This is a genomic window from Martelella alba, from assembly GCF_005217455.1.
Taxonomy (GTDB): Bacteria; Pseudomonadota; Gammaproteobacteria; order Enterobacterales; family Enterobacteriaceae; genus Acerihabitans.
This window is the reverse complement of record NZ_SZPQ01000060.1, coordinates 1-19,759: the sequence shown is the minus strand read 5'-3', so window position 1 is coordinate 19,759 and position 19,759 is coordinate 1. Positions and strand designations below refer to the sequence as shown.

Genomic DNA, 19,759 nt, shown 5'->3' with positions numbered 1-19,759 from the left:
GTTCAATGTTATACAGTTTGCTGATGTAACCCAGCGCCACATCCGCTTTGGTGGGTTTGCCTTGCTGAGCTTTGCTTTCCTTGGGCACCGCTTTGCCCGCTTCAATATATTTGCGCCGGGCATGGTCCCAGCAGCCGATACGCACGAGCTTGTTCTCACGGCACACCGCGTCGTAACCGGCATAACCGTCGGTTTGCAAAATACCGCTAAATTCCGCCAACAGGCGCACGCGTTTGCTGCGGGGTATCGGTGCGGTATTTTTACCGCCAGTAGACAAACTGGTGGTAAGTCAATTGCTGTTGTTGACAGAAAACTTGGCCAGAAAGGCCGGATGTTTGCCAGGCGGTAATAAGTTCGCGCCACTGCTCGGCACGCTGTAAAGGATCCATGGTTTCGCCTCTGTGTTTAGGGTGGACAGCGGCAGTGTGGCGCAGTTAATGACTGAAAAAAAGATGTCGTTTTAAGGGCGCTTACCGATTATCTAGCGCACCTTACTCCGCTGTGGTGAAATGGTGCTGAAGGTTGGGGGTAGAAAAAGACGCTGTCTCGAAAACCGCTTGAACCTTAAGGATTCTATTTATAACCATCCGGCGGTAATGGCTCACCCGGACAGTTATTTTATAGGGTAGTTAACTAGCGGTTTGATTTCTTTAAGAACAAACATACTCTGCATTTCTTTAATTCCCGGCAACCTGCGTACAACTGACATAGCAAAATCGGCATAGGCGTCCAGATCAGATGCCACAACTTGCAGCAGAAAATCGGCATCCCCACCAATGCTATAGCAGGCAACCACATCTTCCAGCGCGGTGACCTCTTCTTCAAACCTTTTGGCTTCCGCCTCACTGTGGCTATCAATGGCTACCCGAATGAAAACCATCACTCCCAGCCCGATTTTTTTACGATTAAGGACAGCCCGGTAACCCTGGATCACTCCATCTTCTTCAAGCTTGCGTACTTTGCGCCAGCAAGGAGACGCTGACATGCCTATCTTCTCGGCCAGCACCTGGTTAGTGACACGAGCATCGTCTTGTAACAGTTTCAGGATCTTCATCTCTGTCGGGTTCAGCGCCATAAGGGAAAACTCCTTTCTTTTTTAAAGCGTAAACAGGTAATTTTTACCCGAAAACTCATTGTATGTAAATAATATAGGTAACAATTTTCCATTAAGTTACGGTATAAAATATATTCACTTTTTCAATGTGTTATGACCACAGCGGAAATACCACCAGACGAGACATTGCTGTTGATTTCGTGGTGATGGCCCCGTTTAAAGATCGTGAAAATCTTAATACCATTATTGCTCATACTGGCCACCAGGAAGATGTTATGAAATGAGGAATTTATCGCTAACTTGAAGGTTATTAATATTGAACTCCCCGGTGATTTTACGTTAGACAGTGATTTGATCTCTTTTTGAGTTACCCTCACAGCACGTGTTAAAATCATTAACGATTAAATTGAGGATTGACGATGAAATTTGATGCCAGCCAACATCGCTGTACAATTCTTATTGATAAAGAACTTCCGACAGGCCTTGCCATGAATGCTGCAAGTATTATTGGCATTAGCTTTGGACAAACAGTTGAAAATCTCATTGGTCCGGCCATGCAAAGTCTTGACAAAATCATTTACCCTGGTGTTATCTACAGCCCGCTTCCTGTTTTGTTGGCGTCAAACGAATACCTTCTTGAGGTACAGACTCATGCAGAAAGCGATGATGATCTTTATATCATGCCATTTAGTGCACTGGCACAGTCGTGCAGAACCTATGAAGAATATGGGGAAAAGATATCTTCAGTAAACAGTAAAAATATCAAGCTGGTCGCAATTGGACTTATTGGACCAAAAAATGAAATTGACAAAAATAACAGGAAACCTCCCCCTCTACAAATAATTTACTTTATACTCTAAATACTTCGAGTTACATCGCGGCGGCAAGTGAGCAAGTCCCCAGGAGCATAGATCACGATGTGAATGGGGTGGGCGAGCACAGCCAACAGAGAGTCAACTTGAAGTATGACACTTATAGAATCGCTAAGTCAGCAGTCAATAGACTACTGATCGTCTTCCCCGTGTCTTAATAAATTACTCGACAGCACCCGCACCGCTTAGTCAAAGGACTCGGCAGTATACTGGTTGTGTTGTGTCGCGACCCGCCCTTAACTACCCGGATCCGTTTCCCGGCTCCCTTCCCTGACTACCGCAGGACAGATCGTTCATGGTTGTGATCAGGCGAAAGAGCAACAGACCCTGGTTAGAAAAATGCGACCTGAACTTTATGAACATGGCCAGATGGTGTATCATGAGATAAATGGAGAAAGCACTGAGATCACGTTCTGTGCTTTTAAGGAGGGAGTGATGCATAAATATGTTATTTTCATAAAAAATAAGGGATCAATGGCCATCCCCAGAGAATTTGTCACACCTTCGTATATCAAGGAGATGAAAAAAAAAGGATTCAGGAAGCATCATATCGAAATTGAAGCTAATAATGAGAAAGAAGCGTTTTTTAAAATAAATGAACACAATGAAGATTATCTAAATTCGTTAAGGGAACTCTCCGGCAGTGCAGTCATCTGTGGCGTTTTTGTGATTATCATAACTTTAACTGCTTTTTTTAAATCATAATAAATTAAATCTTGCGAACTGACTGGGAACTATCATGTCATATTTTCATTACTGATAAATATGCCATTTAGGCAATAGTTATTACTGTCATTGTACAGCTGAGTTTTCCCAAAAAAAATCTGATATCTTCAACAAATACAATTCATTGACATTTCATTGAGTTTTTATATTGATATGAAATAATTTTGATTCCACCTGTTTGTGCCACACTCGGCGTCAACTTCCGGGTGTGACCTTCAATTCGCCCATCATATTGATGGCAAGCCGTGGCGATGCAACTTGGGTCATGGGGCGTAGATATTTCTCACATTTTGTCTGATTCAAAAGAGACTTTGGCTGATTACGGTTTCCGCTGGATACACCTAACATATTAAAATCATAAGGACTATCCATGTTTAATCATACCCATACTCACTTATTCTAACCAAGGTTGATCTTGGCTTAGGTATCCGTTAATCGAGGCAAACTATATGCATCTGGATGTTTCCCGTTATCCTCTGGTTTTCATTGATGAGCACACCCAGGGGGCAGAGACTTTCGATGATCAGTTCGAACAACTGTTGAGTTCACAGCGGTTTTTCGTCCTGATCACCGCGCATTCTCCACACCATCATCACGATGAAACCGCAGAGGAACGCGCGGAAAAAACGGCCTTTCTAAAACGGATCCGGGCACGAATGCGTCAATATTGCCTGGGTATTATCATCATCAGTATTTTTTCCGATAAGCCATTGGCCCGTGTTGCTTCAATAGCCGCGGGAAAAGCGTTCAGTTGTCCTATCATCTTTGTCGACGATGAAGAACAGGCTATAATCGAGGGGCAAAAATTGCTGGGCGGCAATGAGGCTGAATTGCATCGCGAACATCAATGATTCAATCACCGGGATCTTCCCCATTCAATCCAATTAAAAGACCAATGGTTTGCTCATGGCCATGTCTGGAGTAACAAATGAAGGCGGTTAGTTTCAATGCATTTGGCGGGCCAGATGTCCTTGAGGTTGTCGAACGGCTTAATCCACATCCAGGCCCCGGACAGATCCGAATCGCGGTTCGTGCGGCCGGCATAAACGCGAGTGACTGGAAAAAACGCCAGGGCCTGATGGATCCGCAACTCCCCCAGACATTGGGGTACGAGGCGGCCGGGATTGTCGACGAGCTCGGCGAGGGCGTCACCGATGCGGCCGTGGGCGATCGGGTCTTCGGATTCTGCGCAAACGGCGCGGCTCAGGCCGAATTGGCGGTTCTGACGTATTACGCGCCGATCCCATCGGCGCTGGATTTCGCTGTCGCGGCCTCGTTGCCCGCCGCGATCGAGACCGCCGCGCGCGCATTGGATAAGCTCGGCGTCGTCGGCGGCAACACATTACTGATCAACGGCGCATCCGGAAACATCGGGGCCGCCGCAGTGCAGTTCGCCGTGGAACGTGGCGCGCGCGTGATCGGCACCGCCAGTCCGGCAAACCATGCCTTGCTGCGTTCCCTGGGGGCCGAGGCGGTCGCTTATGGTGATGGCATGACCCACCGTATCCGGGCGTTGGCTCCCGAGGGTGTCGATTTGGCGCTGGATGTCGCCGGCAACGGGATCTTGCCGGAACTTATTGACCTCGCGGGCGGCGCGGAGCATGTCGTGACCATCGCCGACTTCAATGGCGCGCGGCGGCACGGCGTACGTTTCAGCCGAGGAGACGACGGCCGCGCGCTGTACGTGCTCTCATGCATTGGCACGTTAATCGCCTCTGGGCGGTTTTCCCTGCCGGCCGTGCAGACCTTTCCCCTCGCCGACGTCGCCGACGCACATCGCGTCGGGGAGGCTGGCCGCGCAACCGGGAAACTCGTTTTGCTCGTGAATGCCCGCAACGACCAAAGCGGACATCATCGGGTCGAAGGTCAAGATGAACAATGACCCGCGCCCGGATGAATATCCCCCCCCCGGCATCCATGACCTCGCCCACGCAAGGACAAGGGAAGCATCGGGAGTTGAATGGCGCGGGCCGATGGCTGGCGCTCGGCGCCTTGAGTCTCGCGCAGTTGATGGATGTTCTGGACAACACCATCGTGAACATCGCCCTGCCCTCTGCACAACACGAACTGGGGTTTTCCATGGATAACCGGCAGTGGATCGTAACCGGATACGCCCTTGCGTTCGGCAGCCTTTTACTCCTTGGCGGCCGGCTGTCCGATCTCTTCGGCCGCAGGCGAATGTTCCTGATTGGCGTCATCGGCTTTCTCATCGCGTCGGTGATTGGCGGCGCCGCTGGCGGCTTCCTTACACTCCTCCTCGCCCGCATCGGCCAGGGAGGGTTCGCGGCGATGCTTGCCCCCGCGGCCTTGTCCCTGGTATCGGTGATCTTCGCCGACAACTCGCAAGACCGCGGACGCGCGTTCGGCGCGTTCGGCGCGGTTTCCGGTGTCGGCGGCGCGCTGGGCCTGCTGCTTGGCGGCGTGCTCACCGAGACGCTTTCATGGCGTTGGTGTCTCTACGTGAACCTGCTATTCGGCGCGATTGCCTTAATCGGTACGCTCATGTTCGTGCCTCATGACAACCGGCCGCGGCGCACGCGCCTCGATTTGCCAGGCGCCGTCACCGCGACACTGGGTCTGGTTGGCATCGTGTACGGCCTGGGTAGCGCCGCCTCGCACGGATGGGGCGATGTCTGGACGATTAGCCCGGTCATCGCCGGGTTGGGGTTGATTGTCGCTTTCATGGTGATCGAGGGCCGTGCGGCCAGCCCGATGTTGCCGCTGCGCGTTATCCTGGACAGAACCCGCGGCACGGCCTATCTGACGCTCTGGATCGCCGGCACGGGCATGTTCGCCGTCTTCCTGTTCCTGACCTACTACCTACAGGAAATATTGATGTTCGGTCCAATCATAACCGGCACGGCGTTCCTGCCGATGATTGCCGCGGTCGTCGTCAGTTCCCTTATTTCAGGCGCGATGCTATTCCCTCGCACCGGGCCGCGCTTGCTGGTGTCCGCTGGCTGCGTGCTGGCCGCCATCGGCATGGCCATGTTCACCATGATTGGCGCGGCATCCAGCTACGCCACGCATGTTCTTCCGGCGCTGCTGGTGACCGGCCTTGGATTCGGCATGATCATTAGCCCAGTGCAGAACGCGGCGACCAGTGGCGTACACCCACATGATGCGGGTGTGGCTTCCGCGATGGTGAATACGGTCCAGCAGATCGGTGGGGCGATGGGAATCGCCGTATTCAATTCCCTGGCCTCGTTCGCCGCTGCGGGTTATTTGACGACCCATGCCGACAAGGCATCCCATCCGGCAACGAGCATCGCCGCGACCCTCGCTGGCGACCATCTCGTTTTTGGGGTCGCCGCAGGGATTTTCCTCGCCGGCGGCCTTATAGCCGCTTTGCTGTTCCGACGCGGAGCCATTGCCCTCGACGCAAGTGGCAACCCGGTTCCCCATTGACCGCACGGGGGGCCCCGGCGTGCCGGGCGGCCGTTATCGGATATCATCGGCGTGACGTATTTTGGAGGCTCTCGAATGGCTGATCTCACACTCGATCACGCACTGGTCGACACGGCTGAAGGCCCGGTGATATTTGTCGTCGTGGGGCGCTGCCAGAGCACCGAATTCGACCAAGGACCCCATCAGCACTCCCGGGGCCAACTTTTTGGCTCGCTACAAGGCCTGCCGTCGGTGGGCATTGAGAGCGGCACACGGGTCGTACCGGCGATCCATGCCGTTTGGCTGCCGCCTCATCATGTCCATTCCGCGCGTTCTCATGGCCCTTTCAACGGTTGGAGCGCCTACATCGCCGAGCCAGCCTGCCAGAGCCTGCCCAAACAGCCTTGCACCCTCCGCGTGTCGGGCTTGTTGCGCGAGGCCGTCCTGCGGGCGAGCACTTGGCCTTACGAGCCCTTGAACGAGGCGCGCGAGCATGTGGCCGCTGTCATCCTCGACGAGATTCGGCACTTGCCTGTCGAGACGTTTGGTCTGCCATTACCCAAAGAGCCGCGTCTGCGACGTATTGCGCAAGCATTGATTGAGGACCCGGCCGACGAGCGCGATCTGGCGCAGTGGGCGGATTGGGGAGCCTTCAGCTCCCGCACGCTGAGCCGTCGTTTCGTCGCCGAAACCGGATTCAACTTCACGACCTGGCGACAACGCGCCCGCTTGATGCGTGCGTTGGAACTCTTGGCTGCGGGACAATCGGTAACCAGCATCGCCCTTGATTTGGGCTATTCGACAGCCACGGCGTTCATTACCCTGTTCCGGCGGACATTTGGACAAACGCCGGCGAGTTATCGCGAACACCTTAAACGGGGGACATTCCTCAATGCGTATGGGGACTCGCCCCCTCCCCATGCAAGATAAAAATATGGCGCATGTCCTCATAATTTCACAGTGGGGCCGATATGCAAAGGAATTCACTTTGGTTGATTCCCCCGAACATGCGTTGTCTGATTTAAAGGGCGCGATTGCTCAATAAAACCCGGTATTGGACCACCCGGTCCGTATCACTGTCTCTTCGCCTGGAGAGGAAGGCGCGACCGTCAGTCTCTTACCGGAGGCGCCGCTGGCGGTTCAGATATGTCGTTCTAAACGAGGATGCGGCACACGCGCCTCAGCCATGGAACCCCAGTTCCCTGGATATGCCCGCCACCGTGGCCAGGAGCGGCTTGGCCAGAAAATCCTCCCCCAGCGAAGTCAATTTCACCGTTGGCAAGGAAATGGAAACGGCATAAGGCACGCGATGTTGGATATCAAAGACCGGCGCCGCGATGCAGGAAATACCCAATTCATTTTCCTCACGATCCATCGCATAGCCTTTGGCGCGGATATCCTCCAACTCCCGGTACATGCGATCAAGACGGGTTATGGTGTTACGGGTATACGGTTTTATCTCATCTTGATGGGTTTGCCAGTATTCATCGGGATAATCGCGATTGCCATACGCCAAGTACACTTTCCCCATGGCCGAACAAAAAAGCTGCATATGCTGCCCGATATAGGCCCGGGTCCGCATCATGCCGGTAGTGGGCTCCAGTTTATAAATCAGGATGACATGGTCGTCTTCTCTGGAGGAAAAATTGACGGTTTCCCCCAACTCCAGGTTGAGTGTTTCAAGGTGGGGCGCGGCCACATGTATGATGTTCAATGATGACAGGGCCTTCTGGCCGATGGAAACCAGCTTGGTGGTCAGCCGATAGCTGCCCGGCGACGGAGCCGGCGTCACGTAGCCGCTGGCATGCAAACCTTGCAGCAGACGATGCACCGTACTTTTGTTCATGCCCGCCAGTTCCGATAATTGCTGTAACGGGCAGCCGTTCGGATAATTGCTCAGGAACTCAAGAAGCTGCAAACCGCGAAACAGACTTTGGGTTCCGGCCGGCTTTTCTTTTTTATCATCAGTTTCATCGACATCTTTAAGGCTCATGACATGGTTCTCCCTGCTGTGACGTTATGGTAATCCAAAGGCCGCGGCACAGTGAAGCAGTAAAATCAGACGGCACACGCCCCCAGCCTCAATTGTGGCAAAAAACACCGTCATTCAATCCCTTCTGACAAACCCAGCCTGGGTCATCGAAAAGCGTGCCGCCGATCACAAATCAAGATCCCTAGAAATAGCCCCATGATTTTCATCAAAAAATATCCCAGCGATCATTTTGACATCACTAAACGAGAGGTATAGGATTTATTGGAATCAGATTTTATATAGTGGAATATATAGATTATATTATAGCCAAACTAGCCACTTCTCGGGCCCTTCGGAGAAAATGCATGAGAGTCACTTATCAGCAATTGAAACAGGAATTCAAACGCGTGCTGCTTGCACGCGGTTTTGATGAGCAGAACGCGGAGGAATGCGCGGAAATGTTCGCCGGCACCACGGAATCCGGGGTGTATTCCCATGGCGTTAATCGTTTCCCGCGATTTATCCAGCAAATCGAGGCGGGGGATGTCAAACCGGAGGCGCGCCCCACCCGGCTGTTATCACTGGGCGCTATCGAGCAGTGGGATGCGCGGCAATCCATCGGCAATCTGACCGCCCGCAACATGATGGATCGCGCCATGGCGCTGGCGGATGTTCATGGTATCGGTCTTGTGGCGCTGCGCAACGCCAACCATTGGATGCGCGGCGGCGGTTATGGCTGGCAGGCGGCGGAAAAAGGCTATATCGGTATCTGCTGGACCAATTCCATCGCGGTTATGCCCCCTTGGGGCGGCAAAGAATGCCGTATCGGCACCAATCCGCTCATCATCGCGGTCCCCGGCGATCCTATCACCATGGTGGACATGTCGATGTCAATGTTCTCATACGGCATGCTGGAAGTGCATCGTCTGGCCGGCAAGACGCTGCCGGTGGACGGCGGTTTCGATGATGACGGCCATCTGACCCGCGACCCGGCGATTATCGAGAAAAATCGTCGTATTCTGCCCATGGGCTATTGGAAGGGCTCGGGGCTGTCCATCGTATTGGACATGATAGCCACCCTGCTTTCCGGCGGTTTGTCCGTCGCCGAGGTTACCGAGGAAAATCCGGATGAGTTCGGCATCTCCCAAGTGTTTATCGCCATTGAAATAGACCGCCTGATAGACGGCAAAACCCGCGACGAAAAACTCAAGCGTATTTGCGAATACGTCACAGGGGCGAAACGGGACAATCCCGACGTGGCCATCCGCCTGCCGGGCCATGAATTTACCCGGTTGCGGGCGGAAAACCGGCGCGACGGCATTCCCGTGGACGACGCTGTTTGGGCGCGTATCAGGTCATTATAAGGAGAAGGGAATGATCTGCGGACATATTGACAACAGCAATCCGGCCTTGATGGCTGAGCCGTTCGCCCGGGCTATCCGCTATCTTCGGCAGACCGATTTCAGCGCCATGCCGGCCGGCCGTTATACCGAACCGGAAACCGGTTATGTTGTGCAGGTTATTGATGTGCAGACCCAACCCAAAGAACGCCTCTCGCCGGAAGTGCATCGGCAACATATTGATGTGCAGTTCCTGGTCAATGGCCGGGAATTGATCGGCGTGGCCACCGATAACGGCAATAATACGATAAAAGAACAATACCTGGCCGAGCGGGATATTATCTTCTACCACGATGTCGAAAACGAAAGCATGATAAAAATGATACCGGGAAGCTATGCGATATTCTTACCCGAGGATGTACATCGTCCGGCCTGCATAGATGGGGCAATCAGCAGGATTCGAAAGGTCGTGATTAAAATTCCGGTAAGCTTATTTTATTAAGCTAATGTGGATATTCCCCGAGTTTGCCTGCTTAACGACATGTGGGAAACTTGGTTTAATCCGCGGAAGCCATGGCGTTGGCAATACGCTTTTCAGGAAAATAAAATGACAAACAACGATTTTATTGTCGGCGCCTATCCTTGCGCGCCGTCATTCCATCAATTGGCAAAACGCGATGAAATCGAATTCTGGCGCGCGTTGGCCGAATTGCCGGCTATTCGCGGCATTGAACAACCCTGTCTGGATGAACTTCATCCCTATGGCAGCGCGTTTTTATTTGAACAAATCCCGGCCCATTGGCAAGTGGTGGTCACAGCGGTGATGGGAACCATGCAGCGCCGCGGCGCAGGACGGGATTTTGGCCTGGCCGCCCGCAACGAAGGAGAGCGCCTGGCCGCAATTGAGCATATCCGGCATATCCGCGATGAGATAAAACGGGCCAATGATCTGTCCGGTCGCCAGCGCGTGCTGGCCCTGGAAATCCAGTCGGCACCCAATCAGGGCGAACAGGATGCCGGGCCGGCCGCGGCCTGTTTTATCGACTCGCTGGAACAGATCCTCTCTTGGCAATGGGAATGCCCGTTGATTATCGAACACTGCGACGCCTTAACCGGTCCGGCGCCACGCAAGGGTTTTTTACCCCTCGCGGATGAAATAAACGCCGCCACTGTGCTCAATCAGCGTTTCGGCCGCCTGACCAAAATCGCCGTCAACTGGGGACGTTCCGCTATCGAGGGGCACCACCGCCAACTGCCGCTGACGCACATCCGCCAATGCCGACTAGTCGGTTTGCTGGGCGCAGTGATGTTTTCCGGCACCGCCACCGGCGGCCCCTATGGCCAATGGGAAGATAACCATGCGCCCTTCGCGCCTTTTGCCGGCGGTTGCTATCGGTGTGAAGACTCGCTGATGACCCTGGACGATGCCCGGGACGCTTTTGCATTGGCGCCGTTAGACTCGCTGGACTATGCGGGTATCAAGCTGTTGTCGACCTCGGCGCACGAAAGTGTAAACAAGAGGGTTGATATTATCAAAGACGGCATTCAGGCGCTGTTATTAAGCAGCGCCAACGCCTCAATCAGCGAAGATAATGAGGCTTAATAAGATCAGGCAATGCCTGGGACGCTTTATTTTAATTACCACATGCTGCCCGGGCCAAATGACAGCACACGTTATCGATGAAGTCGTTTGTTATTAAACATCACTTTTACCAGCCCTACAGGTCTAAAAAAATGAATACAGTTTCGATTTCGATAGCCCAAGGTGAAAAAATCCCCCATGCACGCTGGCTAAGAATCATTCCGCCCATTCTGATAGCCTGCATTATTTCTTATATGGACCGCGTGAATATCGCTTTTGCCATGCCGGGGGGAATGGACCGGGAATTGGGCATTACCGCCTCCATGGCGGGCTTGGCCGGCGGGATATTCTTTATCGGCTACTTATTTTTGCAAGTGCCCGGCGGGAAACTGGCGGTCCACGGCAACGGTAAGCAATTCATCGGCTGGTCGCTGGTTGCCTGGGCGATCATTTCAGTACTCACCGGCCTGGTCCATAACCAATACCAATTGCTGTTTTTGCGATTCGCCCTCGGCGTTTCCGAAGGAGGGATGTTGCCGGTGGTTTTGACCATGGTCAGCAACTGGTTTCCAGATAAAGAGCGCGGCCGCGCCAACGCCATCGTCATCATGTTTGTGCCGGTCGCCGGGATTTTGACGGCCCCGCTTTCCGGCTGGATCATCACCGTCTGGGACTGGCGGATGCTGTTTATTACCGAGGGCGCGTTGTCGGTGCTGGTGTTATTGCTGTGGTATTTCACCGTTAGCAACCGTCCCCAAGAGGCCAAATGGATCTCCAAGGCCGAGCGCGACTACCTGGTCTCCGCGCTGCACAAAGAACAACTGCTGATTAAGGACAAGGCGGTGCGCAGCGCCTCGTTGCGCCTCGTCCTGGCGAACAAGGTCATGTGGCAACTGATTTTGGTCAACTTCTTCTATCAGACCGGCATTTACGGCTACACCCTCTGGTTGCCGACCATATTAAAGAGCCTGACCCACGACAGTATGTCGCAAGTCGGGTTTCTCGCCATTGTGCCCTATTTTTTCGCCATCATCGGCATGCTGTTGTTCTCGTTTCTCTCCGACGGTTCCGGTAAACGCAAATTTTTCGTTTCGCTGCCGCTGGCCGGCTTTGCGATTTGCATGGCGCTTTCGGTGGTGTTGAAGGCGCATGTCTGGTGGTCCTATACGGCGCTGGTGGGCTGCGGCTTTTTCATCCAATCGGCGGCCGGCGTGTTCTGGACCTTGCCGCCGAAATTATTCAATGCCGAGGTGGCCGGCGGCGCGCGCGGCGTCATTAATGCGCTGGGCAATCTCGGCGGTTTTTGCGGCCCTTATATGGTCGGTGTGCTTATCACCCATTACAGCAAGGATGCCGGGGTGTACAGCCTGGCCATCTCACTGGCCGTGGCCGCGGCACTGGTGTTGCTGCTGCCGGCCAAATGCGACCGGTAGCGGCCTAATGGAAACAGCAGGTAAAAAATCATGCAATATTGGTTAGGCATTGACTGCGGCGGGACTTTTATCAAAGCCGGCCTTTATGATCAAAACGGTAAAGAACAGGGTATCGCGCGCAGCAATCTGGATGTGCTTTGCCCTGAGCCGGGCTGGGCCGAACGGGACATGGCGGCGCTATGGCATGCCATGGCCGGGGTTATCCGCGCCCTGCTCGGCACAACGGGCATTCATGCCGGCGCCATCGCGGGAGTGGGCATATCCGCCCAAGGCAAGGGACTGTTCCTGCTGGATAAACGGCGCCAACCCTTGGGCAATGGGGTGTTATCCTCCGATCAACGCTCGCGCCGGCAGGTTGAGCAATGGCGCGATCAAGGCATGTTGCGGCGGATATATCCGCTAACCCGCCAGACCTTGTGGACCGGACACCCGGTATCGATTCTGCGCTGGATAAAGCAGCATCAGCCGGAGCGTTATGCCGGCATTGGCAGCATTCTGATGGCCCATGACTATCTGCGATTTTGCCTGACCGGGCAACTGGGTTGCGAAGAAACCAATATATCCGAGTCCAATTTATACCATATGTCCGAACGGCGCTACGATGCGGCGCTGGCGCAATGGCTCGGGATCCCCGAGGCCATCGCCGCCCTGCCTCCGGTGGTGGGCTCGTCCGACATTGTGGGCGCGATTACGCCGCAAGCCGCCGAATATACCGGACTGCTGGCGGGCACCCCGGTGGTGGGCGGGTTGTTCGATGTGGTGTCCACCGCGCTATGCGCCGGGTTACATGATGAAAGCCGTCTCAATGCCGTGATGGGAACCTGGGCGGTAACCTCCGGGATAGCGCGGGACATCACCGGCGATGAATCATATCCCTATGTCTATGGGCGACACGCCGAAACGGACCGTTATATTGTCCATGAAGCCAGCCCCACTTCCGCCGCCAATATGGAATGGTTCGCCCGTCAATGGGGACTGACCGATTACAGCCTGTTGAACGACGCCGTCGCCGCGTTGCCGAAGGCCGCCGGCAGCGTGCTGTTTGTCCCGTTCCTTTATGGCTCCAATGCCGGACGGGGCATGAGCGCCGGCTTCTACGGGCTGCAATCCTACCACCAGCGGGCGCATCTTATTCAGGCCATCTATGAAGGGGTGGTCTTCAGTCATATGACGCATATCAACCGTATGCGACAACGGTTCCCCCGCGCCGGCGCCCTGCGCGTCACCGGGGGACCCGCGCGCTCCCGCCCCTGGATGCAGATTATGGCCGATGTCAGCGGTCTGCCCGTGGAACTGCCGCAAATGGAGGAAACCGGCTGCCTGGGTGCGGCATTGGCCGCCATGGTGGGTACCGGCCTGTTTACCGACTTCGCCGTCGCCCAACACATGCTGTCCCCCGCCCTGACGCTTATCACGCCAGACCGCGATGCCCAAGCGGCCTACCAGGATAAATATCACGCCTATCTCTCACTGATACAGGCGCTGGACGGGTTGTCCCGGCCAGTGTCCTCGGATCGGTGTTTTTCATGCTAACGGACGATACCATGACACCCTTATTGCAATTAGCCCTGGATCATACCCGCCTTGATAAGGCGCTGCTGACAGCGGACCTTGTCGCCGGTCAGGTGGACATCATCGAGGCCGGCACCATCTTGTGCATTAGCGAAGGCATCGGCGCCGTGGCCGAGCTGCGCAAACACTATCCCGACCATACGCTGGTGGCCGATCTTAAGGTGGCCGATGCCGGCGACACATTGGCCCGACAGGCTTTTAACGCGGGCGCCGACTGGATGACGGTTATTTGCGCCGCGCCGTTGGCGACCATGGAAACCGCGCTGGATGTCGCCAAAGCCCGGCAAGGGGATATCCAGATAGAACTGTTCGGCCGCTGGAGTCTGGAAGATGCCCGCCAATGGCGTCGCATCGGTATCAGCCAGGCCATTTATCATCGCGGCCGCGATGCCCAGGCCAAGGGACAGACCTGGCAGCAAAGGGATCTGGATTTGATGAAAGCCTTATCGGATTTGGGCATCGCATTGTCGGTTACCGGCGGTATAACGCCAGGAGATTTGCCGCGCTTTAAAGACATCGCGGTCAGAGCATTCATCGCCGGACGGGCTTTGAGCGAAGCCGCGGATCCGTTGGCCGCGGCCCTGGCTTTTCGGCAGGACATCCGCCGGATATGGGGAGCGTAAGCCATGCGTCAGCATCCCTTGGGCATTTATGAAAAAGCCTTACCCCGCCACCTTTCCTGGCCTGAACGCCTGGCGTTGGCCAAAGCCTGCGGTTTCGATTTCGTCGAGATGTCGGTGGATGAAACCGATGAACGCCTGGCCCGGCTGTCCTGGCGCAAGGAAACCCGTTTGAGTCTGGTGAACGCTATGCTGGAAACCGGTATCGGCATTCCTTCCCTGTGCCTGTCCGGCCATCGCCGTTTCCCTTTTGGCAGCCGCGACGAGGCCACCCGGCAACGGGCTTACGACATTATGGAGCAAGCAATCCAACTGGCGCGGGATGTGGGGATCCGTACCATTCAGTTGGCGGGCTATGACGTGTATTACGAAGCGCGGGACGAAGGCACCCTGGCGAGATTTACCGAAGGCCTGCAATGGGCGGTCGAACGCGCGGCGGCGGCGCAAGTCATGTTGGCGGTGGAGATCATGGATACCGAATTCATGAATTCCATCAGCAAATGGAAGTCCTGGGATGACTGTTTGCGCTCACCCTGGTTTACCGTATACCCCGATATCGGCAATCTCACTGCCTGGGGCAATGATATTTCCCGGGAGCTTTCCCTGGGCATCAATCGTATCGCCGCGGTGCATTTGAAAGATACCCAGCCGGTCACCGAGACCTCGCCGGGTCAGTTCCGCGACGTGCCATTCGGTTCCGGCTGCGTTAACTTCGCCGGTCTGTTCGCCACCTTGCAGCGGCTTAATTACCGGGGCGCGTTCCTCATCGAAATGTGGACGGAAAAGGCCGCGGAGCCGGTGACGGAAATCATCCAGGCCCGGCGCTGGATTGAACAACAAATGCGATTGGGAGGTATGCCATGCTAAGTCAACTGCATCGTCTTAAACAACACGTCCTGGAGGCCAATCTCGCGCTGCCCCGCCACGGTCTGGTGACCTTTACCTGGGGCAACGTCAGCGCCATTGACCGCGACGCCGGGCTGGTCGTCATCAAGCCTTCCGGCGTGGAGTACGACCAGATGACGGTGGACGACATGGTGGTGGTCGGGCTGCAAAGCGGCAGCGTGGTCGAGGGAACCAAGAAACCCTCCTCCGATACCGCCACCCATTTGGCGTTGTATCGACAGTTCACCGACATCGGCGGCATAGTGCATACCCATTCACGCCATGCCACCGTCTGGGCTCAAGCCGGACTGGACCTGCCGGCCTGGGGAACCACCCATGCCGATTATTTCTACGGCGCCATCCCTTGTACCCGCAAAATGACGGCACGGGAAATCGCCGCTGATTATGAACGCGAAACCGGCAATGTCATTATTGAAACTTTTAGCAAGCGGCGGCTGGATCCCAATGCTATCCCCGCGGTGCTGGTGAATTCCCACGGTCCCTTCGCCTGGGGCAAAGATGCCGATAACGCGGTACACAATGCGGTGGTGCTGGAGGAGATAGCTTATATGAACCTCTTTTCCCAACAACTCTCACCGCATCTTGGCGCGATGCAGCGGGAATTGCTGGACAAGCACTACCTGCGTAAGCATGGAAAACATGCCTATTACGGTCAATAAGGTATCGGACATCACGGTATGCCGCGGCATCATCCGAGGCCCGTCCGCATCATTCCAGACGGGCCTCAATACGCAATGCGGTGCCGGATAAACGCCGGGCAAGATCCGATGCCGGCGGTGGCGCATCCCTATCATTACGCAACAGCAAGCTTAAACTGCCCAATAATTGCGAACGGCTTTTTATCGCCACCCCCCATGCCATGACCCCTTTGTCCACCTCCTCACAGGCTGAAACGACCCGTTGCTGCCGCCAGCGCGCCAGCAGACTGAACAAGGCATCCTCATCCGCCGGTAGCCCTGCCTGGTGTATTTCATTGCAGGCCCTCATGCGTATCTGCTGAACGACCGGGATGTCCAGGCTGGCGAGAATCGCCCTTGAACTCGCGCCCCGGAACAAACTCATCGCCCGGCCCCGCTCATAGCTAATATGCCTGGGCTCTTTGATGCCTTTTTCTTCATGGGTACAAAGCACGTTCCAGTCATGCAGTCGACAAAGTAGCACTGTGGCGCCAGTCGTGTTGCTGAGTTCGCACATAAGAGACGAAGCCGCCTGTAATAACGGATCGTGCAGTCGGATATGGCGATCCAATTGCACTAACGAAGATAACGCAGACACGGCAAGACGATATCGTTGTTCTTATGGATGATGAACGCCAACTCCCCGATTGGCTCGGCCAGCCCTCAGCGGATAGGGTTTTAGTACGCCCCGATCGTTACATTGCCGCGATAGTCAAGCTAACGAATGAAGAGAATATCGCACGGTCGTTAGCCGCCTATTTTCGTTATTCTGACGACAACCCGTCCACGCCGCTATCAGACCCGGGCCAACACAGTGGAGTCAGCGTATTAGACCATTTCAACGAGCACGCCTCCTAGACCGGCCGATTTCGTATTACATCGGTGATGTCTCGTTGTTTTTTCATGTGCGAAAGCCCACGCACAGGTGCAGGATTATGCCCGTCCCCGACACCCGGCCCAACCGGCCTAAATATCATCGCCAGGTGCCGCAGGGCCTGTGTGATAGGTAAGGGCCGGGAATATTTCGCCTGTTCAGCGCGATGGACAACAGGACAGTGAACCGGCAGCCCCTGGCAAGGGGTCCCCAATGCAAAACGGAAAAAAAGACAATGTGGTTTAGCCATTCGGTAACCTAAAGGATGACGGAATTAAGTATGCATTGTAAGATGCATGCATGAGGCGCGCTCCGCGCTTCGCATTATTGGCTGATTTTTCCGCGCGGGCACGGCAAAAGACGTCCCGTTGTAATATCGCCTATCTCATCATGGTTTTTCGACCAACGTCAGAACCACATCCAGGGATCGATTTGTATGCATACCCACCACAATCTTACCGGGTTAATCAAATTCCTCTCCAGGGACAAATGGCACCAATGCTTCGACGAAGTGTTCCATGATCATTTCGGGCCGATCCTGGCCTCGGACGACATGGACTTCGATGACATACTCGAAATTCTCGGCGATGAATGGGGCATGACGCTTTGGGGTTGCGCGTTTGAGGATTTTCTGACCACGGATTTCGAGATTGAGGGCGGCAATATCATTGATGAATACCTCAAGCGGCGCGGCTGGAAGGAAAATCCCAAGACCCGGGCGTATATGAAGGCCCTGAGAACGTCCATCATGAGCCTCTATGAAGTCAGCGATGTTGTACCGGGAAAGTCGCTCATGGCACGCGACCTCATACGCGGCGGGGAGCCGGTCATTGTCAGCGAAGGCTCGGCCACAAAATCGTTGAAACAATGGGATCGCATTGCCGCGCGTATCGTTCCTGTCATGGGGGAAAATGTGCTTGCCGGCGGCTTACTGCCGTTTACTTTTCAAGCCTCTGACATGTTGTTTGATGGCTTACGGCATGCGTTCAACCCAAAAAACACCAAGAAACCGCCGATCATTAAAAACGAAGATTTGCAAACGATAGCCTACATGTTTTCCCAGACATGGCTTATTGATGTTCTGGAGCGGGAAACAGGCATGCCGGAGCTGCAAAATACCGATGGAGATGACATCGTCTTCCACAACGTCAGATTCCCGTTCGCGCCCGGAACCCTGCAAAAGGACATTGCCGCGCGTTTGAACACGCTTCCCGCGCTCTCAAGGGAAAGCGAAAAATGCTGGAATTGGCTTGAGGAAAACCCCAGGCAAAAGGGGCGCGGGCACAATGCTGGACGCAATGAAGAGCTAATGGATTCGGGCGCGCGCATACTGGGTAATCTTGAATTGAAAGGGAAGGTTTTGCATTTAGCGACCAACTCGTCCACGCGTGCGCAAAAGGGAATGAACATGGTTCAGCAACACCTGGGGAATCTTATCCGGATGCCGCTCACCGAAATTCGCACGGTCGAACAGATGATGAGTGATCACGCCGCCCCCAGCAAACAACACCCCGCCTCAGCGATACCGCCAGACATGGCGGAGCAGGTCGTGCATCAGTTTCTGGATCGCCAATACCAAGACGTTCTTGATCAACCTGTCGGCATGCTTGGCAACCGGTCACCGCGCCAGGCCGTAAAATCAGCGGCGGGTCGCCAAAAAGTCGCCGAGTGGCTTAAGTATCTTGAAAATCAGTCCATACAAACTGAGAGTCCCACGGATCCCATGGCGACATACAGTTTCGAGTGGATGTGGCGCCAACTCGGCATTCTCGACCTGCGCCACTGACCAGAAGGACTTTATATCCCCGCCCCATCTTGGGCGGGAGTCCACGGGGTAATGGCTGAATAGGGTCTTTCCCGCTTTGGGACCACAATCCCGCTCAGCCACTCCAAGGGAATTAACGCATATCGCCGGGGATATAAAGAGTTTGACCGCCAGGACTAGTTTGCCGGAGGTTGAATAAAAAGCGGCTGATGATACGCGCCGCAATTGCTGAACCACTATGCGCCCCTTGCGCTGCATCGCCGATTTCAACAAACTCCATGCCAATGATGTGATAATGGTTAAATAGGTGTTCGAAACAGGACATCACTGAGTAAAAACTCAACCCGCCCAATTTTCGGGTAAGATCGATTTTCATTTGATGGGGTTCCCGCTGTTTCTGAGATTGCTCAGAAGAAAAAATCATCACATGATGTTATTGGGTATAATCATCAAGTGGTCATCAATTCAAAGAATCGCGCAACGTAAAAAATCCATCGTGATTTCCATTCAATTAATAGTATCCCTATTTTCGTCACATTCCATTGTTCTCAATAGATCTCGGCATAATGTATTGCGCTTGAGTAATTCATCCAGGCGCCCCATATCGACGATACGCCCTCGATCGAGCAAGACTATTCTATCGAAGTTGCGCAAAGTTGCTATTCGGTGGCTGACGACTAACACCGTACTCTCACGGCGATAATGTATAAGATGATCGATAATTTTGGCCTCGGAAAGTGTATCTACCGAGGATGTGGCCTCATCGAAAATAATCAATGGGCATTTTTTATTCAGCGCACGGGCAATATTGATTCGTTGGCGTTCCCCTGTGGAAAGTACCGAACCGCGCTCGCCAATAATCGTTTCCAAACCATCGGGTAGATTATCTATGTGAACCGCCTCGGTTTTCCGGGAGAGTGTTTTGTCTGTGAACTCAGGCTGCCAGATCACCGTTTCCGATGGAAGCGTAATACGCTTT

21 protein-coding genes and 1 pseudogene are annotated in these 19,759 nt (G+C 54.4%); 15 read left to right on the top strand and 7 right to left on the bottom strand.

What is annotated here, in order from left to right; all coding sequences use genetic code 11:
* The 3 genes and pseudogenes from FCN80_RS23840 to FCN80_RS23835 all read right to left on the bottom strand — a co-directional run.
* Nucleotides 1-229 (bottom strand): annotated as a pseudogene (locus tag FCN80_RS23840) (IS66 family transposase); the annotation flags it as partial.
* Nucleotides 230-260: 31 nt separating this feature from the next.
* A complete protein-coding gene (gene tnpA, locus FCN80_RS27315) occupies nt 261-389 on the bottom strand; it encodes an IS66 family insertion sequence element accessory protein TnpA (RefSeq protein ID WP_306767928.1) in 129 nt (42 codons plus the stop codon).
* A 224-nt stretch (nt 390-613) separates the two neighbouring features.
* Nucleotides 614-1,075 (bottom strand): Lrp/AsnC family transcriptional regulator, encoded by a 462-nt coding sequence (locus FCN80_RS23835; protein WP_136992816.1) that lies wholly within the window; start codon nt 1,073-1,075, stop codon nt 614-616.
* Between the two features lie 398 nt (nt 1,076-1,473).
* On the opposite strand from FCN80_RS23835, the gene FCN80_RS23830 reads away from it, so the two are divergent.
* The 6 genes from FCN80_RS23830 to FCN80_RS23805 all read left to right on the top strand — a co-directional run bounded on the left by FCN80_RS23830 (nt 1,474) and on the right by FCN80_RS23805 (nt 6,969).
* On the top strand, nt 1,474-1,914 hold the full coding sequence (locus FCN80_RS23830; protein WP_136992815.1) for a DUF2000 domain-containing protein: 441 nt from the start codon (nt 1,474-1,476) through the stop codon (nt 1,912-1,914).
* Between the two features lie 351 nt (nt 1,915-2,265).
* Nucleotides 2,266-2,631 (top strand): hypothetical protein, encoded by a 366-nt coding sequence (locus tag FCN80_RS23825; RefSeq protein ID WP_230492905.1) that lies wholly within the window; start codon nt 2,266-2,268, stop codon nt 2,629-2,631.
* A gap of 470 nt (nt 2,632-3,101) precedes the next feature.
* Entirely contained in the window at nt 3,102-3,503 is a 402-nt protein-coding gene (locus FCN80_RS23820; protein WP_136992814.1) for a hypothetical protein, read from the top strand.
* Between the two features lie 77 nt (nt 3,504-3,580).
* Entirely contained in the window at nt 3,581-4,534 is a 954-nt protein-coding gene (locus FCN80_RS23815) for an NADP-dependent oxidoreductase (protein ID WP_136992813.1), read from the top strand.
* A gap of 35 nt (nt 4,535-4,569) precedes the next feature.
* Entirely contained in the window at nt 4,570-6,060 is a 1,491-nt protein-coding gene (locus tag FCN80_RS23810) for a DHA2 family efflux MFS transporter permease subunit (RefSeq protein WP_136992818.1), read from the top strand.
* 126 nt (nt 6,061-6,186) lie between these two features.
* Nucleotides 6,187-6,969: an AraC family transcriptional regulator gene (locus FCN80_RS23805; RefSeq protein ID WP_230492904.1), complete on the top strand. Its 783-nt coding sequence runs from the start codon at nt 6,187-6,189 to the stop codon at nt 6,967-6,969.
* Between the two features lie 250 nt (nt 6,970-7,219).
* Here the strand turns inward: FCN80_RS23805 and FCN80_RS23800 are convergent, their stop codons facing one another.
* Nucleotides 7,220-8,032, bottom strand: coding sequence for an IclR family transcriptional regulator (locus tag FCN80_RS23800; protein ID WP_136992811.1), 813 nt, complete (start codon nt 8,030-8,032; stop codon nt 7,220-7,222).
* A 344-nt stretch (nt 8,033-8,376) separates the two neighbouring features.
* Here FCN80_RS23800 and yiaK point away from each other — a divergent pair, with 344 nt between their 5' ends.
* From yiaK to araD, 8 genes are all read left to right on the top strand, one after another.
* A complete protein-coding gene (gene yiaK, locus FCN80_RS23795; RefSeq protein WP_136992810.1) occupies nt 8,377-9,375 on the top strand; it encodes a 3-dehydro-L-gulonate 2-dehydrogenase in 999 nt (332 codons plus the stop codon).
* Between the two features lie 10 nt (nt 9,376-9,385).
* The gene (locus FCN80_RS23790; RefSeq protein ID WP_136992809.1) at nt 9,386-9,853 is read left to right on the top strand and encodes a NanQ anomerase/TabA/YiaL family protein; all 468 of its coding nucleotides are present in this window, start codon (nt 9,386-9,388) and stop codon (nt 9,851-9,853) included.
* A gap of 105 nt (nt 9,854-9,958) precedes the next feature.
* Nucleotides 9,959-10,954 (top strand): DUF4862 family protein, encoded by a 996-nt coding sequence (locus FCN80_RS23785; protein ID WP_136992808.1) that lies wholly within the window; start codon nt 9,959-9,961, stop codon nt 10,952-10,954.
* 131 nt (nt 10,955-11,085) lie between these two features.
* Nucleotides 11,086-12,366, top strand: coding sequence for an MFS transporter (locus FCN80_RS23780; protein WP_136992807.1), 1,281 nt, complete (start codon nt 11,086-11,088; stop codon nt 12,364-12,366).
* Between the two features lie 30 nt (nt 12,367-12,396).
* Nucleotides 12,397-13,899 carry an FGGY-family carbohydrate kinase gene (locus FCN80_RS23775; RefSeq protein ID WP_306767927.1) on the top strand — a complete coding sequence of 501 codons (1,503 nt, stop codon included), beginning with the start codon at nt 12,397-12,399 and terminating at the stop codon, nt 13,897-13,899.
* Nucleotides 13,900-13,910: 11 nt separating this feature from the next.
* A complete protein-coding gene (ulaD, locus tag FCN80_RS23770; protein WP_136992817.1) occupies nt 13,911-14,561 on the top strand; it encodes a 3-keto-L-gulonate-6-phosphate decarboxylase UlaD in 651 nt (216 codons plus the stop codon).
* Nucleotides 14,562-14,564: 3 nt separating this feature from the next.
* Nucleotides 14,565-15,425: an L-ribulose-5-phosphate 3-epimerase gene (locus FCN80_RS23765; protein WP_136992805.1), complete on the top strand. Its 861-nt coding sequence runs from the start codon at nt 14,565-14,567 to the stop codon at nt 15,423-15,425.
* Nucleotides 15,419-16,123, top strand: coding sequence for an L-ribulose-5-phosphate 4-epimerase (gene araD / locus FCN80_RS23760; protein ID WP_136992804.1), 705 nt, complete (start codon nt 15,419-15,421; stop codon nt 16,121-16,123). The genes FCN80_RS23765 and araD overlap by 7 nt, the downstream gene beginning before the upstream one ends.
* A 49-nt stretch (nt 16,124-16,172) precedes the next feature.
* On the opposite strand, the gene FCN80_RS23755 is transcribed toward araD, so the two are convergent.
* Nucleotides 16,173-16,739 carry an IclR family transcriptional regulator domain-containing protein gene (locus tag FCN80_RS23755; RefSeq protein WP_136992803.1) on the bottom strand — a complete coding sequence of 189 codons (567 nt, stop codon included), beginning with the start codon at nt 16,737-16,739 and terminating at the stop codon, nt 16,173-16,175.
* A gap of 829 nt (nt 16,740-17,568) precedes the next feature.
* Between FCN80_RS23755 and FCN80_RS23750 the strand changes: the two genes are divergently transcribed.
* Nucleotides 17,569-18,801, top strand: coding sequence for a DUF7986 domain-containing protein (locus FCN80_RS23750; RefSeq protein ID WP_306767926.1), 1,233 nt, complete (start codon nt 17,569-17,571; stop codon nt 18,799-18,801).
* Nucleotides 18,802-18,913: 112 nt separating this feature from the next.
* On the opposite strand, the gene FCN80_RS23745 is transcribed toward FCN80_RS23750, so the two are convergent.
* Nucleotides 18,914-19,156 (bottom strand): hypothetical protein, encoded by a 243-nt coding sequence (locus FCN80_RS23745; RefSeq protein WP_136992801.1) that lies wholly within the window; start codon nt 19,154-19,156, stop codon nt 18,914-18,916.
* 131 nt (nt 19,157-19,287) lie between these two features.
* The coding region (locus tag FCN80_RS23740) for an ATP-binding cassette domain-containing protein (protein WP_136992800.1) at nt 19,288-19,759 on the bottom strand (472 nt) is incomplete at its 5' end.